Source organism: Paenibacillus sp. sgz302148 (assembly GCF_056120465.1).
This window is the reverse complement of the sequence record NZ_JBVYOJ010000014.1, coordinates 75,970-92,293: the sequence shown is the minus strand read 5'-3', so window position 1 is coordinate 92,293 and position 16,324 is coordinate 75,970. Positions and strand designations below refer to the sequence as shown.

8 protein-coding genes are annotated in these 16,324 nt (G+C 49.5%); 7 read left to right on the top strand and 1 reads right to left on the bottom strand.

Annotation, left to right across the window (positions count from 1 at the left end):
• The first annotated feature begins 3 nt into the window (after positions 1-3).
• The 6 genes from AC0LWM_RS20745 (at position 4) to ppsA (ending at position 11,698) form a co-directional block, all read left to right on the top strand.
• Entirely contained in the window at positions 4-1,584 is a 1,581-nt protein-coding gene (locus AC0LWM_RS20745) for a hypothetical protein (protein WP_474676897.1), read from the top strand.
• A gap of 31 nt (positions 1,585-1,615) precedes the next feature.
• On the top strand, positions 1,616-3,430 hold the full coding sequence (locus AC0LWM_RS20740) for a hypothetical protein (RefSeq protein ID WP_474676896.1): 1,815 nt from the start codon (positions 1,616-1,618) through the stop codon (positions 3,428-3,430).
• Positions 3,431-3,480: 50 nt separating this feature from the next.
• The gene (locus AC0LWM_RS20735; protein ID WP_474676895.1) at positions 3,481-5,733 is read left to right on the top strand and encodes an eCIS core domain-containing protein; all 2,253 of its coding nucleotides are present in this window, start codon (positions 3,481-3,483) and stop codon (positions 5,731-5,733) included.
• Positions 5,734-6,133: 400 nt separating this feature from the next.
• Positions 6,134-7,618 (top strand): Lsa family ABC-F type ribosomal protection protein, encoded by a 1,485-nt coding sequence (locus AC0LWM_RS20730; RefSeq protein WP_474676894.1) that lies wholly within the window; start codon positions 6,134-6,136, stop codon positions 7,616-7,618.
• Between the two features lie 248 nt (positions 7,619-7,866).
• Positions 7,867-8,898 carry a Cfr family 23S rRNA (adenine(2503)-C(8))-methyltransferase gene (locus AC0LWM_RS20725; RefSeq protein WP_474676893.1) on the top strand — a complete coding sequence of 344 codons (1,032 nt, stop codon included), beginning with the start codon at positions 7,867-7,869 and terminating at the stop codon, positions 8,896-8,898.
• Between the two features lie 205 nt (positions 8,899-9,103).
• Positions 9,104-11,698 carry a phosphoenolpyruvate synthase gene (gene ppsA, locus AC0LWM_RS20720; RefSeq protein WP_474676892.1) on the top strand — a complete coding sequence of 865 codons (2,595 nt, stop codon included), beginning with the start codon at positions 9,104-9,106 and terminating at the stop codon, positions 11,696-11,698.
• A gap of 134 nt (positions 11,699-11,832) precedes the next feature.
• Here ppsA and AC0LWM_RS20715 read toward each other — a convergent pair whose 3' ends face one another.
• Positions 11,833-13,917 (bottom strand): S-layer homology domain-containing protein, encoded by a 2,085-nt coding sequence (locus tag AC0LWM_RS20715; protein ID WP_474677001.1) that lies wholly within the window; start codon positions 13,915-13,917, stop codon positions 11,833-11,835.
• Between the two features lie 306 nt (positions 13,918-14,223).
• On the opposite strand from AC0LWM_RS20715, the gene AC0LWM_RS20710 reads away from it, so the two are divergent.
• Positions 14,224-16,323 carry a hypothetical protein gene (locus tag AC0LWM_RS20710; RefSeq protein ID WP_474676891.1) on the top strand — a complete coding sequence of 700 codons (2,100 nt, stop codon included), beginning with the start codon at positions 14,224-14,226 and terminating at the stop codon, positions 16,321-16,323.
• The last annotated feature ends 1 nt before the right edge of the window (position 16,324 follow it).

The following is a 16,324-nucleotide window of genomic DNA, read 5'->3' as shown; positions in this document are numbered from 1 at the left end:
CTCATGGCCAATCGTCAACTGCACACGTTCGAAAGAAACCGGTACTATACCGGCAAGCTCATGACGGTTCGCGATTTTCAGACCGAGCAAAGTTATCTGAACGAGAAAAGGCACTTATTGAACCGTCTCGTTCATGGACATGGCATCGTATATGGGCTTCAAGTGGAGCCGTTTCAAGAAAGCGCGGACAAAAGCGGCATTTTGGTTCGCGCGGGAGTCGCAATCGACGGATGCGGAAGGGAGATCGTCGTAAGCCGGGATTACAACGAGCTTGCAGACATCCGCGAGATGGACGGTTACCCGGCGGAGGCGGACGGAGAGAAGACGGTATACGTCATGCTCAGCTATGACGAATGCTCCCGAGAGCGAATCCATGTACAAGCGAAATCGACCGGCTGCTGCGATGCTTGCGAAGCGAACAAGATTGTGGAAGGCTTTAAAGTCAAGCTGACGACAACCGCCCCCGAGCCGGAAGCCGAGCTTTGCTCGCTGCTGCGAGATACGACAACCGTTTATCAAGACGCGAATATCTACATCGAGAGAACGGTTCCGCAAGCGGTAAAGCCGGGAGATGTTTTCGAAATCGTTCTTACGGTGACAGTAAAACAACCAACCATCGATAACATATCCATCGAGGTAACAGAACAGCTTAGCCCTCAGTTTGCGATGATCCATTCGGATCCATTGGTATTTCAATTGGGCAGCGTTGCCCCAAATTCGCGGACCGAAAAGAGATATACCGTAAGAGCAGGAAACGAAGAGGGCGTAGGTTCCATCAGCTGTCTTATCAATCATCAGGTTCCAAACGACCATGTCAAAAGCTCCGTTCAAATCCTATCTTCCCAAGCCTACTACCAGTTGCTTATCGAGAGCTATTTGTCCCAATCGACGGTAAACAGATCGCTGGATCAAGAGCAAACCGGGGTCATCCTCGCCACCCTGCAAATTGACGCTCAAGGCAGGATCACCCAAATCGACAGCAGCTCCCGTTCGTACGTACACAGCAATCCTTATCTGGGCAAGCTTCTCACTTGCGATGAAGAAGGCTTCGGAAAACTGCCCCTGCATGCTTTGACCCACCAATCAGAGGGCGATGATCAGATCAACGTGAACGGACTCCGCGGCATGCTGGCGGATCCTCAGAAAATCAGCGTCCATTATGATAATGAGACGGAAAAAGCGGAAGTGACTGGAATCGTTTTTGGTGAGGGGCTCACGGTTCAACCGGAGGGCGAAGGTATGATACAGGTCAGGGCATCGAGTGCGATTCCGTTCCAGGTGTTTTCGGGAACTGTCCTTTTCAAAAATAGCTCAAGGGGTACCACCTTTTTATCAGATTGGATCGCGCTCGGCCTGACGGAAGAACCGCTCATATACTATGGTTTTGAAACAGGCAACGAGTTGACCTTTGGCGACCAAAACGAATTCGCGGTTACCGCAACATACAACAAAGGGGAGAAAATGCTAAGGTTTCGAGTCGTCGATCAATCAAATCCGGTTCCTGTATCCTTTACGCTTCGATGGTGGGCTATCCCTAAGACGAAGGACCTGGGTGGAGTAAAGAGCACAATCATTCGCGGTTAATCCAAACCGTAAACGAACGGGGGCCATTCCTATGTCCGTCAATTTACCGCATGCGTTTGAGCGCAATAACTATTTTTATGGAAAACTGCTGACGACCCGCGATTTTCAAGACGAACAAGCTTATTTTAATGAGAAGAGATTTTTGCTGAACCGTTTGATTCATGGCCATGGAATCGTATGGGGCTTGAAAGTCGATGCCATCGATAACCGCGTGATCCGCGTTGAGTCCGGTGTTGCATTAGATGAAGCGGGCAGGGAAGTCGTCGTAGGCAAAACAGTTCAGCCCGATCTTCGAAATCTGAATGTTTTTCCTGCTGAAGCCGCGGGCTCTCAAGTGCTCTATTTAACGCTGGAATCCGAAGATTGCCCTAAGGAACCGATGCCAGTTATCAGCAATGCATCATGCTATCACGAGCAATGCGAATCGAACCGGATTGCTGAAGGGTACAAGCTCGCCCTAACGAACATAGCTCCGCAAACAGCAGGTGAGGTCGGATTTTCCCGGCATGAAACAACGCTTCTGTTGCATACGAATAAATTGGACCTCGTACGCATTGTACCGAAATGGATTCAGGCGAACGACGCGTTCGAAGTTATCGTTCAGCTGACGGTTACCGAAACGATCCCGCCGGACGAACTTATCGTCATCCATGTCGATGATCAGCTTCCGGATTCTTTCGTTTATTTGTTCAAGGACGATTTGGAATTTTCGCTTACAGAAGTTGCCGCAGGAACTGTCATCGAGTGTTCGTACGTCGTAAGAGCGATCAAAGCGAACGGAGCTTCGACGATTGGCGGCCAGCTGCATACTACGATTGGCGGGGTAGCCCAGGATCTTGATTCTCCAGGAAGTGTCGTTACCGTTATTTCTGAGGAAACGATCTACGAGCAAATCGTAGATCAATATTTCGCGGATCAGCAAGAAGACGGCTGGATCGGACCCAAAAGGTCCTTTGTCTATCTCGCCGAAATTACGCTAAACGACGACGGATCGATTGCCTCTATTTCGGATACGGGACGCGCTTACGTTTATAGCAATCCGCTTCTCGCTAAGCTTATCGGACAAGGGGATGTGCTGGAAGGGAAGCTGTTCCGCCACGGTTTAAGCCACGAAGCGGGAGGTTCGGATGCAATTGATGTGACGAACTTGCCGGGTGTGCTGGCCGAACCGCAGAAGGTGGCGGTGACCGGTGCGGACGGAGTCACCTTCAGCGCCAGCGGCATCAGGTTTGTCGGCAATGGTGTCACCGTTGCCAATGACAATAAGGTTGCAGTAGTAACCATCAACTCGGGAGGGGCGACACCGGAGCCGGAACCTGTCCCTGTGATAGATGTAATAACAGGTCTTGTTCATTTCAACAAAGTAAAGATGGGGGAGACTCGGATCTCCCCGGATATCAAGATGCAAACAGATCGGCCTTGCGTGATCAATCTTGCCGTCGAATATACATCCGAGTCGAGAAGCTCTCAACTTGGCGTGATGGGGTACCTTGCCGATCGAGAAGTTCATTTGTCCGCCATATACGATTTGCGGAATTTCACCTTCAAAATCCTGCTTCAGGATGGAGACGCGAGATTCGACGACTCTGTAATCACATATACGGTGAGATATTGGATCATTCCGTCAACGAAAAGCCAAGACGATCTCGAGGACCGGCCTGACGAACCTTGGTACAGAGAATACGTGCTGAGCCGATTGATCTTATATCGCTTCCGGTCAATCGAATTGTTGTTATCGGACCCGTTGTTAAGACCGGTTGGCAAAGAGATGTTGTACAAAGTGCTGGAGCGGCTTGTTGAAGATCAGCTCGTCAAATACGACGGTTCGGTATACTATGCAATCTAGCATCGTGATCACTTCGTGAGTGAGACTTTGGTTCCGGGAGTGGTTTCTACATGGGAAAAAGTTTGGATACTCTAACTCGATCTAGTCAAACGGCCAATCGAATAGAAGCTCGGACATCCAATCCCTCGCAGTGGATTCAGACCAAGCTTGTAGTGAATCAGCCAAGGGATCCTTATGAGTTGGAAGCGGACCGGATGGCGGAGCAAGTGATGCGGGCGCCGTCAACAAGAACGGAAAACGCTGGCGAGGCATCGGGCACCTTAAGCTCTATGCTTATACAAGCGAAGCCCATTAATGCAGTTGAAGCCAAATCACGAGATCTTTCCCCGAGTATGGAAAGCTCGATCGGTTCCCTAGAGGGGAGGGGGACGCCTCTCCCCCGGCAATCCCGTGCCTTCTTCGAAAACCGTATGGGCCGAGATTTCGGGGACGTCCGTATTCATACGGATTCTCAAGCCGCAACAACGGCGCAAGCGCTCAACGCAAGAGCGTTTACGGTTGGCGGGAATATCGGGTTCGCACCGGGTGAATACAAGCCAGGCACCTCGGGGGGAGACAGATTGCTTGCTCATGAACTGACCCATGTGATCCAACAGTCAAAGGGCAGCACGCCACAGGTCCAACGAAGCGAGTCGAGTAACCAATCCACCCCGATGCCGGCTGCTGGAAGCCAACCTCCATCACCGCCGGTTCCTCTGAACACACCTACGGCTGAAGAGAGCACTCCGGTGGAACTCCCAAGTCGTGGCGATCTGACGGTGGTCTTTTCCTCGGGGGGGCAGATTACATTCGAGGTAGGCGACCTCAGGGAGTTCGGGCTCGGCGAGGGAATACTGGAGACACCGCCCCTCCCGGTCGGGGAATTTATTTCGGTGAGCGCCGCAATCGGTTCGCACAACCCGATCACGCTGATACAGCCGACCCTCACACTGCATCCGGTCATAGGTACGATCAGCGCGGAACAAATCGCCAAGTACCGAGCCGAGGATGACGAGACCCGGATGGCCATTGGCAAGGTGGCCGCAGCCGCAGGCGGGATCGGTGGTGGACTGCAGGGCATGATCGGAGGTGCCGTCGCCGGCACGCTGCTGCTGCCGCTCGGAGGCTTCGTCGGGGCGGGTCTCGGCGCCAAGCGCGGGGCGGAGGCTGGCGGTGCATTCGCCGGAAGCGTCAGCGACTCGCTGTACAATCTCTTTCATGGGGACTTCAACTTGACCGCCCTGCTGGACCAGGGCAGGATATCTGGCAGCATCGGCCTTCACTATACTCCCTTTCTGCGTTTGCACTTGGTCGTTACCGATCTCAAATTTCTTGGCAGCATCAGCGCTGAGCTGCAGACCGCCATGATCTTGACCGCCACCATGTCGATCGACCTTTCCCAAAGTAAAGTGGATCTGCATTTCCGGAACGGTAAGCTGGTACGCACGGTGTTCACGGTAACGCCTTCGGCGACACTGGACCTGGATCTCGAAGCCCTGGCCAGGTTGAAGGTGGCCGCCTCGCTGCTTAATATCTTTGAGGAGTCGGCGGGACGGGGCGAGGCGCTGTTCAGTGAAGAGATCACGTCGCCTGTCTTCCCTCTATTCAACATCGGCGGCACTATAGGAGCGCAGACCACCTTCACATTCGCCAAAGGTTCTCCTATGGAAATCCTCGGCCACAGTATCCAGGCAGCCAGCGGCGCGACCAGGGAACGGTTCATCGCCGGACTGCAAGCGAGCGGGCCGAATCTCCCGCTGCTAAAAAAGAAGCGCGGCGTCTTGGACGACAATGTACGAACCGGAATGAGCCGGGAAGACGCCATTCTGATGGACTGGCACAAGCCGGCGGACTGGTATCCTGACTACTTGATTCGACCATCGGCTAGAGGGCGTGGCGAGAGGATAGCTAAATTCCCGCATAAGGTGTACGACAACGGCCTGGCCATGGGTGTCGACTTTTGGCCGTACGAGGGCATGAAGCTGAAGTACCGCGGCGGAGATGAGCCCAGAGGCAGCGGAGTGAATCGCTTCATGCGGGAGCTTGAGAAGGAGGGCATCGAGTTGGACGATAACTTGCATTACGAGGCCGACATCGACCATGTCATCGACTGGGCCTTCAGCGGTGCCGACGACGCGACCAACCTCTGGCCGCTGTATCGCAAGGCCAACCGTAGTGCCGGTACCACCCAGAACCGCTTCCAGGAGGTGTGGTGGGCACCAAACAAAGGCCGGCAGCCCATACGCACCTCCATCGAGAATGTTCCCGCCGGCCGCTGGTTCGAGATCAGGAGCATTCGCAGTTCGGGTGGCATACGCGGCTGAGATGGTGGTTGTGGGATCCTGTCGATGGAGCCTTCTTAAACCTATGATCTTGATCCACACCGTTGCGTGAGGCTCGTGGCATCTCGCTGATCAATTACTGGTCCTTATGGGCAAGTCGGTTGCAATGAAACACCGGGTATGTTAATATAGCGCTAACGTTTACGATAGGAGTTGAAGAGGATAATGTAAAATTTCTTGCTGAAGTATGAAGAATAAAACAAGTTCTATTTGCGCTGTTTTGTTCTTTATTGGCAAGAAAGTTACCTTATTCTTTTCACTCAGAAAATATATTCTAATCTGACCCTGCGGAGGGTTGGATTTGCTTTATTTTTTGAGCTGTAAGAAAGGTCAACTTTCTTGCGGCTCTTTTTTTATTTGCGAACCAAGGAGGTTTCTAAGAATGTCATTGATTAATGTAACGAATTTGACGTTTGCCTATGACGGCAGTTACGACAACATTTTTGAACATGTAAGTTTGCAAATCGACACCAACTGGAAATTGGGCTTTACGGGGAGAAACGGCCGGGGCAAAACGACGTTCCTCAATCTGCTGCTCGGCAAGTACGAATATAGCGGGACGATTTCCTCCAACGTTAGTTTCGAGTATTTCCCGTTCCATGTCGAACACAAGGAGAAGCTCACCTACGAAGTGATTGATGACATCTATCCGGACTATGAGCACTGGCAACTCATGCGCGAGTTTTCGCTGTTGAAGTTGTCGGAGGATGTGTTGTACCGGCCGTTCGACTCGTTATCCAACGGAGAACAAACGAAGGTGCTGCTGGCGGTCCTGTTTTTGAAGGAAAACAGCTTTATGCTTATCGACGAGCCGACCAATCATCTGGATCTGCATGCTCGGAAGCTGGTCAGTGAATATTTGAACAGCAAGAGCGGGTTTATTCTGGTATCCCACGATCGGGCGTTTCTCGACAATTGCGTGGACCACATTATTTCGATCAATAAGACCAATATCGATATCCAGAAAGGAAATTTTTCCGACTGGTGGGAAAATAAGCAACGACAGGACAATTTCGAGCTCGCCGAAAACGATAAGCTGAGGAAGGACATTAAGCGGCTGTCCGAGGCAGCCAAGCGAACGAGCAACTGGTCGCACGAAGTAGAAAAAACGAAAAACGGCACCCGCAACTCCGGCTCTAAGGTCGACAAAGGGTACATCGGTCACAAGGCCGCCAAAATGATGAAGCGGTCCAAGTCGATCGAGCAAAGAGAACAATCCGCGATCGAGGAAAAATCCCAGCTACTGAAAAACGTCGATAGCTCGGAAAGCCTGAAAATATCGCAGCTGACTTATCATAAACACCAACTGGTCGAACTTGACCGCGTTTCGATTCATTATGGCGAGAAGAACGTTTGCCGCGACGTCAGTTTTACGATCGAGCAAGGGGACCGCATTGCGCTCTCCGGTCCGAACGGCTCGGGCAAATCCAGTTTGCTCAAACTGATTTGCGGCGAGGAAATCTCTTACTCCGGCGTTTTACGAATAGGGAGCCAGTTGAAAATTTCCTACGTTTCGCAAGATACCTCGCAGTTGCGCGGCAATTTGTCGGAATTCGCCAGAGAAAGCGGGATTGACGAAAGCTTGTTCAAAGCGATTTTGAGAAAACTTGATTTTTCGCGCTTGCAATTCGAAAAGGACATCGCTTCATATAGCGGCGGACAGAAGAAGAAGGTTCTGATCGCAAAAAGTCTCTGCGAACGGGCTCATTTGCATGTTTGGGACGAGCCGCTCAATTTTATAGACGTCATTTCCAGAATGCAAATCGAAGAGTTGCTGCTGGAGCATTCGCCGACGATTCTTTTTGTGGAGCACGACAGCGAGTTTTGTAAACATATCGCAACAAAAATTGTGGAACTGAACATTTAACTCAATTTAGGAGGATGAAAGCGATGATTATTGAGGTTGTAGATGATAATGTGAACCGGTTTCTACCGATTGGCCCGGTTCACAAAAAAATAAATCTGTTGCCGGAGGTTTACCAATCTATCGACAGATGCACGTAGCGATTACGTCCGCAAGCGCAGCGTGTTTTTCCTGCGTAGTTGGTTAATGACGCATTAAAGCGCCGGATGACGGTTGCTTTCTTGCATTTTCTCCGGCGGTAAGGAGAACACATGAAACCAACCTCGAAATATGAAACGATTGGGCAGATTTTGTCCGACTTCAAGCAGCCCGCGTACCGGTATGGGCAAATTATGGACGCTATTTTCAAACAAAAAATTGCCGAATACGAACGGATCACCATACTGCCTAAATTTTTGCGAGAAGAGTTGGCCCGGACGCTTGGTCCGCAAGTCTCCAGCGTTATTCCGGTCAAGGAAATTACATCGACGCAGGTCAACAAGGTACTGTTCGCCATCGGGGGTGACGAACGCGTAGAGGCCGTACGACTTACCTATGAACGGGGGTGGAACTCGTATTGTATTTCCACTCAGTGCGGCTGCGGGTTCGGGTGCCGCTTTTGCGCTACGGGTACCATCGGCTTGAAACGAAATTTGACCGCCGACGAAATTACCGACCAATTGCTTCATTTTCAATTGAACGGCCACGCCCTGGACAGCGTTTCCTTCATGGGCATGGGGGAGGCGCTCGCCAACCCGCACCTTTTCGATGCGATGGCGATTTTGACCAACCCACTTCTCTTCGGTTTAGGACATCGAAGAATTACGATATCCACCATCGGCCTGTTACCGGGAATCGAAAGGTTGACGAGGGAATTTCCGCAGGTCAATTTAACCTTCTCGCTGCATTCGCCGTTCGACGATCAGCGAAGCGAACTAATGCCGATCAATAAGCGGTTTCCGCTCCGCGACGTGCTGGATGCATTGGATCGCCATATCCGGCATACGGGGAGAAAGGTGTATATCGCGTATATTCTTCTTCGAGGATTCAACGACTCGACGGAGCATGCGGAAGCGGTGGCCGCGCTGTTGAGGGGAAGGGGAGCTTGGGAACATCTCTATCACGTGAACCTCATTCCCTACAATTCGACAGAAGTGACGCCTCAAAGCTACTTGCCATCTGACCCCGAACGGATCAAAACATTCGTTCGGACGTTGAAGGCAAATGGTGTGAACGTTACGGTCCGAACTCAATTCGGATCGGACATTAATGCGGCATGCGGTCAGTTATACCGAACCGAATAATCGGCGTTTGAGAATAAAAAAAAGAACCTGGACAATTTCACCGGGTTCTTTTTATATTGCACATCAACAAACGTGATGTTATAATCGGATTACGACTGTGTATAGTCGAATAGGCAAAATAAATGCATCTTACACTTTAAGTGTACCATGCCGGTAAACAGATGTCAATTGTTTTTTCTCATTTTAATGGTAGGAGAGATGTGGAATGAGTTCTTTGGTTCTCGATTTTCAGGAAATGGAAAAAACGCAGCTTTTATTCGTTGGCGGAAAAGGGTTAAATTTAGGGAAATTATCTAAAATTCAAGGAATACACGTACCGGAAGGATTTTGTGTTACAACAATGGGGTACCAAAAAGCCATCCAACAAAACGAAACGTATCATGCTTTGCTCAATCGATTAACCATGCTAAAAGCTGAAGATCGCGATCAAATTGGTGAAATCAGCAGGAAAATTCGACAAATCATTATGGAGGCAGAAATTCCTTCCGATGTTGTGGAAGCCGTTACTCACTATCTTTCCCAGTTTGGCGAGGACCATGCTTATGCAGTGCGTTCTAGTGCGACTGCGGAAGATTTACCGCATGCCTCTTTTGCCGGTCAACAAGACACCTATTTAAATATCATCGGCGTCGATGCAATCTTGCAGCATATCAGTAAATGTTGGGCATCCCTATTTACGGATCGCGCGGTAATCTACCGTATGCAAAACGGATTTGACCACAGCCAAGTTTATTTATCCGTTATCGTTCAAAGGATGGTTTTCCCGCAGGCTTCAGGAATTTTATTTACTGCTGATCCGATTACTTCTAACCGAAAACTCCTATCGATCGATGCCGGTTTTGGATTAGGAGAAGCACTGGTCTCCGGCTTGGTATCTCCCGATAGCTATAAAGTGCGGGAAGAGGAAATCGTCGAGAAGAGGATCGCAACCAAAACATTGGCTATCTATGGAAGGGAAGAAGGCGGAACAGAGACAAAGCAGATCGATCCGGATCAGCAGATGTCCCAAACACTCACTGAGCGACAAATTTTACAGCTGGCACACATCGGAAGACAGATCGAAGCTCATTTTGGTTGCCCGCAAGATATCGAATGGTGTTTGGCCGATGATACATTTTATATTGTCCAGAGTCGGCCAATCACGACTTTATACCCGATTCCTGAAGCGAATGATCAAGAAAAACACGTCTATCTGTCTGTTGGTCATCAACAAATGATGACAGATCCCATAAAACCTTTGGGATTGTCTTTTTACCTGTTAATTACTCCTGCACCTATGCGTAAAGCCGGTGGGAGGTTGTTTGTTGATGTTGCACCTAGGCTGGCTACACCTGTCGGCCGGGAAACTTTATTAAATACCGTGGGATCCGATCCGCTTACAAAAGGCGCTCTCATGACCATAATAGAGCGAGATTTTATAAAATTGTTATCCAATGATCAAACTGCACCGATTCCGGGCAGAAGTAATACGGATATGCCGGCACCATTCGAGAACGATCCGACAATCGTTTCTGATTTGATTAAACGTAGTCAAACATCGATCGAACAGTTAAAACAAAACATCCAAGCGAAATCGGGATCGGATTTGTTTGATTTTATTCTGGAAGATATCCAGCAATTAAAGAAGATCTTGTTTGACCCACAAAGTACGGCTGTGTTTATGGCAGCTATAAATGCTACATCATGGATCAATGAAAACATGAACGAGTGGTTAGGTGAAAAAAACGCAGCAGATACGCTCTCTCAATCTGTACCGAATAATATTACTTCGGAAATGGGTCTGGCGCTATTGGATGTCGCGGATGTGATTCGCCCTTATCCGGAAGTGATTGATTATTTGCAGCATGCAAAAGAAGATAACTTTCTGGATGAACTGGTTAAGTTTGATGGGGGAAGGGAAACTCAAGACGCTATCTATGCTTATCTCAATAAATACGGCATGCGATGTGCCGGAGAAATCGATATTACGAAAACTCGTTGGAGCGAAAAACCAATTACGCTTGTCCCTATGATTCTTGGTAACATCAAGAACCTTGAGCCTAATGCCGGCAATCGAAAATTTGAGCAGGGGCGCCAGGAAGCTTTGGACAAAGAACAAGAGTTAATAGATCGATTGAAACAATTACCGGATGGTGAACAAAAAGCCAAAGAAACAAAACGAAAGATCGACCTCATCCGGAATTTCATCGGCTACCGGGAATATCCCAAATACGGTATAGTAAGTCGCTACTTCGTTTATAAGCAGGCTTTACTGAAAGAAGCCGAACAACTCGTTCAAGCTGGCGTTATCCATGACAAAGAAGATATGTACTATCTCACTTTTGAAGAACTTCACGAAGTCGTACGCACAAACAAACTTGATGATCAGATCATCAACAAACGAAAAGAGGATTACAAATTATTCGAAAAACTAACTCCCCCGCGTGTCATCACGTCTGATGGTGAAATCATTGCAGGTGAGTACAAACGAGAAAATTTGCCGGCTCATGCGATTGTAGGTCTACCTGTTTCTTCCGGAGTGATAGAAGGAAGAGCGCGTGTTATTTTAAATATGGAAAATGCCGATCTGGAAGATGGAGATATATTAGTCACCTCCTTTACTGACCCTGGCTGGACACCATTATTTGTATCCATAAAAGGCCTAGTCACCGAAGTTGGCGGACTGATGACCCATGGAGCAGTTATCGCGCGTGAATATGGCTTGCCGGCAGTTGTCGGAGTGGAGAATGCTACCAAGCTGATCAAAGATGGGCAACGAATTCGCGTTCATGGAACAGAAGGGTATATCGAAATATTGTAATGGCTGATGACGTCCAGTCCCTAAAAACAACAACGCCGCTGCGTTTACCTTAGCGGCGTTGTTGTTTTGTCTATGGAAGAAAACCCTTATGAGATGCTGCTTGAGCTATCGGATTGGGCAGATTCACGTTCACATTATTCGATCTTAGCTTTCCACGCAAACATTCGGACGATAGCCGACGCCGCTTCCGCGCGTGTCGCGAATGTTTGCGGCGCGAATTTTCGGTCTGTGTAATTATCGGAGACGATGATGCCGATTTCCGCGGCTTTGGCGATGTAAGGTCTTGCCCAGTTCGGGAAGTTTGCATCATCCTCGAAGCTCGTATGCAGCGTATTTTCCGGCCGAAGTCCGGCAGCTCGAACGACCATTACCATCAACTCCGCGCGGGTGATATTCGCGTTTGAGCGGAACGTGCCGTCTGCATAGCCGGTAATGATGCCGAGCTGCACCGCCTGCCGGACCGCCTTGAGCGCCCAACTGCCGATTTGGCCTTTGTCCTTGAAGGTAAGTGCTGCGCCTTCGCCATCAGGTTTAAGCCCTCTCATAAGCATGCTGGCAAACTCGGCACGGGTGACATTGCCGTCCGGCCTAAACGTGCCGTCCGGATAACCGTTCACGATGCCCTGACCGACGGCTTCAAGGATCTCTTTATTCGCCTTATGCCCATCGATGTCCTTAAAAGCTAGATCGACGGCAGCGCCACCGGCCGCCGGTGCACTGCCCGCCGCTGGCGGATCCCCGATTGCAGGTGCCGGTGTATTGCCGTTTGCCGGCTCGGCAGCGCTCGCTTCGGTGACGGTTACGACACATTGTTTGTACAGTCCGCTTTCTTCTCTTGCGGTGATCGTGGTCTTGCCGGGTTTGACGCCCGTTACAATCCCGGTGTCGTTCACAGTGGCGATGGAGGCGTCGCCGCTAATCCAAGCAATATCCGGATATGTCGCATACGCAGGTAGAACGGATGCCGTAAGTTGTTGGCTTTGCCCGACAGACAGCGTGAGCTCGGTTGGAGCCAAGTTCACTTCGCTGACGGCGGTAATCCCCCCGACCGTATAGAGGTATCCGTCCAATGCTCCGAAATAAACCGTACCGTCATTACCGACCGTTGGAGCTGAATACATGTCATGTTCGAACGTGATCTCCCATTTTTTCTTGCCGTTCGGTTTAATCGCAAACAATTTGCCTTCCTTCGAGCCGCTTTCACGCCCCGCCCCGATATAAACGGTGCCGTCCGGGCCGATTGCGGGGGTAGAATTGGCGATGTAAGCAATATCCAAATAGATCAAGAAAAAACGCTTTTTTGCGGTGAACACCCATTTTTCCGATCCGTCCGGCTTGATCGCATGCAAAATCCCTTGGCCATCCGTATCCGTTGCGACATATACAGTACCTTCACTGCCAACAACGGGCGGGGAAGAGTACATGTCATTGGTTTTATATTTCCACCTTATCGAACCGTCACTCGGATAGACAGCATATACCGTTTTCTCCGCATACTTCGTTTCTTCGGCTACAGCGTAAATGGCTCCGTCGGCGCCGATCGCAAATGAGGTAAGGTTATTCCAACCGCCATAAAGTTTTTTCAATTTGCCGTCCGTTAAGTTGACCGCATATAATTCATAGCCCCACGTGACGTATAGAGTGTCGTCGGAATGGATAGCCAACTGGGAATTCATGTAGCTTCTCCCCGGGTTTGAAAATTGCCATTTTATCGATCCGTCCGGATGAAGCGCATACAACGTGCCATTATGCGTTGCGACATAGACTGTACCGTCCGCGCCGATTACAGGCGCGGCTCTCACAGCGTCACCCGCGGCGAATGTCCATTTCAGCGTTCCGTTCGGATGGATCGCATACAGTTTTTGGTCTTCCGTGCCGAAAAAAACTGTGCCGTCAGTTCCTACCGCCGGCGAAGAGAACAGTTTACGGTCCGTTGCGAACGCCCATTTTTTCGTTCCTTTTTTATCCACGGCGTACAATCTACCATCCACCGAGGTGATATAAACTGTGCCGTCCGCGGCGGTTGCCGGCGTTGAGAGAATGCCTCCTTGTGTTTTGAACTTCCATCTCAGCGTCCCGTCGTTGCTTGGGAGCAAGATCACGTACTGCTTCGTTATATCTTTCCAATCGATAGCTGCGAGTGTCGTCGCGGAAGAAGAGACAGGAAGGCAAGACGAGAGCAGCAGCAATGCAAAAGCGAGCAAAAACAGTTTTTTCATGACTGGCAAAGTACAATCACTACCTTTCCTAAGCGGCCATAACAAGAGCATAACGTATCCAGCGTTTCAAAAACGCTTCATGGCCATGCATTGCGAAGTCCAAATTGCTTAAAAATGTTCTATCGAGAACACAGATCCGTGAATGTTTTATGCCGGATTACGGTGCTATAGTGAAAATGCAAGCCAAATTGCATGAAAGAGGTGAACTAGAGCAAGGCGCTTTTGTCAAGAAAGTATACCGACACCTATGTGATCTTCGCCACGCAGAGGACAATCATTTGAATTTGCAAAGGGAGTGATGAATTTATGGGTAAGCGTCTAACTCTAATTATCTTGATGGCCTGCGCTGCACTAACGGCGATTTCGCCTGTAATGGCCCAGACAAGAACTTCCGGCGGTTCCTCGTTGAAGGATGAACTGAGCGAACAAGTCGGCCAACTGAATATGGCTATTGATTCGGTTGATCCGTTGAAGATGAAACAATATCTTGAAAGTGTGCGTGATCAAGCTAATGTTTTATTGTCTTCTTCTGCTCCTACCCAAGAAGATAGCTCGAATACCCGGAAGAAACTGAATTATGCGCTGACGTTAGCAAACGATTTCAACGCGGTTGGCAGCAAGCTTTGGACGAATTCTCCCTTTGTCGTCTACAATGTTCCGGCGATAAGCCCGGTCAAGCGGCTGCCGGACCTGCTTCCTGATGACGGGGAAATCAGCGACCAACTTTCCGTCATTTCGGCGCAAGGCGAATTTGAAGCGGCTTCTTTCGTGCTTGCCCCGCTAGGCAATGTGGATGCAGTTACCTTTGCCGTGAGCGATCTGAAGGGCGAGAAAAGCACGATTCCGGCGAATGCGGTAGATCTTCGGGTTGTAAAAACCTGGTACCAAGGCGGGACGGCATGGTACAGCTATTTTGCCGACTCTTCCAAAAGTGTGCTGGTGCCTGAACTGTTGCTGCATGACGAAAATTTGATCAAAGTCGATCATGCCCGAAAGGGAAATTCGTTGCGTATCGATTATCCTGATGGGGCGAAATACGTGGACATATCCAATATTCCGGCAACCAAGTTTAACACTTTTAACGAGCCTGTTGCAGACAGCCCAACACTTGTTCCGATTGCGTTAAGGCAAGGAGAGTCCAAGCAAATGTGGTTGACCTCACATGTCCCCAGTGAAACACCGGCGGGTACATATACAGGCACGATCGATATATTTGCAGACGGAATTTCTGCCGGACAGATTACGTTGACGATTCGCGTGCTGCCGTTCGAGCTTCCACAGCCAAAGACGTATTACGATTTGAACAAAGACTTTTACGTCATGCTCTACCATCAAAGCCGCGTAAAAGAAAATCTGAAAACGGCGAATGGGAATATGAAACTCGTAGAAACCAAGCTGCTGAACGATTACCGCAACTTGGTTATCCATAACGTACTCCACATTCCGGGTCCGTATTATTCCATCGAGGACAAAGTTACCTTCGTAAAACAACTTGAGCTTATGCAGCAAGCCGGACTCAGCCTGAATCCGCTCTTTGGCGTCAAGCAGGCATTTGCTCCTTATACGATTTATACGAAATATACCGGTTATCTGTCGGCGAAATCCGCTTATGAAGCGAACCCGACCGGAGAGAATAAGCTTAAGATGGATAAACTTTACGCCGAATGGCGTAACGGGGTTGATGCCCATAAAGCGTCGTTGGATGAAGCGATTGATTTTGTTGCCAAGTTTGTCGGCCACACCAATTTCTATTTCGACGGTTGGGATGAGCCGGGCTGGACGATGCTTCAGTTCGAACAGGAGATGTGGCAATATCTACAGGATAAAGGGTTCAAAGTATATTCTACAGGCAATGAGAGCCACTACCGGCTTGACGTTAAAGAGAATTACTTGAATATAGTTGGTGAACCGACGCGCGAGAAAGCGGAGACCTGGCATCGATTCGGCGACGACAAGATGATTACAAACTATGCTTACCCGCACACAGGTCCAGAGAACCCCGACCTGATGCGCCAACGTCATGGAATGTGGGTATATAAAGCGAATTATGATGCTACGTTCAATTATATTTTTTATGAGGGACCTCCGAACATCTGGAACGACAACTCCATCCAGGATGAATTCCGCAACTTCAATCTGGTTTATCCGACCCAAACGGATTTGATCGACACCATCGCCTGGGAAGGCTATCGCGAAGGCATCGACGACATTCGTTATGCCACGAAGCTCAAGCAGCTTGCTGCAGATGCAATTGCTTCGGGTCAGCAGCAACGGGCAGCCGCCGCAAACAACGCCTTAACCTGGCTGGAAGAAGTCGATGAACGCTCGACGAATCAAGATTTACTGCGGTTAGAGATGATCCGTCATATTTTGCATCTGATTGACTTGGAAAAACAAGCGCAATAAG

Bases quoted from the DNA above. Each gene is read 5' to 3' on its own strand.
- AC0LWM_RS20715 (WP_474677001.1), bottom strand. From the start codon at position 13,917: ATGAAAAAACTGTTTTTGCTCGCTTTTGCATTGCTGCTGCTCTCGTCT.
- ppsA (WP_474676892.1), top strand. From the start codon at position 9,104: ATGAGTTCTTTGGTTCTCGATTTTCAGGAAATGGAAAAAACGCAGCTT.
- AC0LWM_RS20745 (WP_474676897.1), top strand. From the start codon at position 4: ATGGCCAATCGTCAACTGCACACGTTCGAAAGAAACCGGTACTATACC.
- AC0LWM_RS20735 (WP_474676895.1), top strand. From the start codon at position 3,481: ATGGGAAAAAGTTTGGATACTCTAACTCGATCTAGTCAAACGGCCAAT.
- AC0LWM_RS20725 (WP_474676893.1), top strand. From the start codon at position 7,867: ATGAAACCAACCTCGAAATATGAAACGATTGGGCAGATTTTGTCCGAC.
- AC0LWM_RS20740 (WP_474676896.1), top strand. From the start codon at position 1,616: ATGTCCGTCAATTTACCGCATGCGTTTGAGCGCAATAACTATTTTTAT.
- AC0LWM_RS20710 (WP_474676891.1), top strand. From the start codon at position 14,224: ATGGGTAAGCGTCTAACTCTAATTATCTTGATGGCCTGCGCTGCACTA.
- AC0LWM_RS20730 (WP_474676894.1), top strand. From the start codon at position 6,134: ATGTCATTGATTAATGTAACGAATTTGACGTTTGCCTATGACGGCAGT.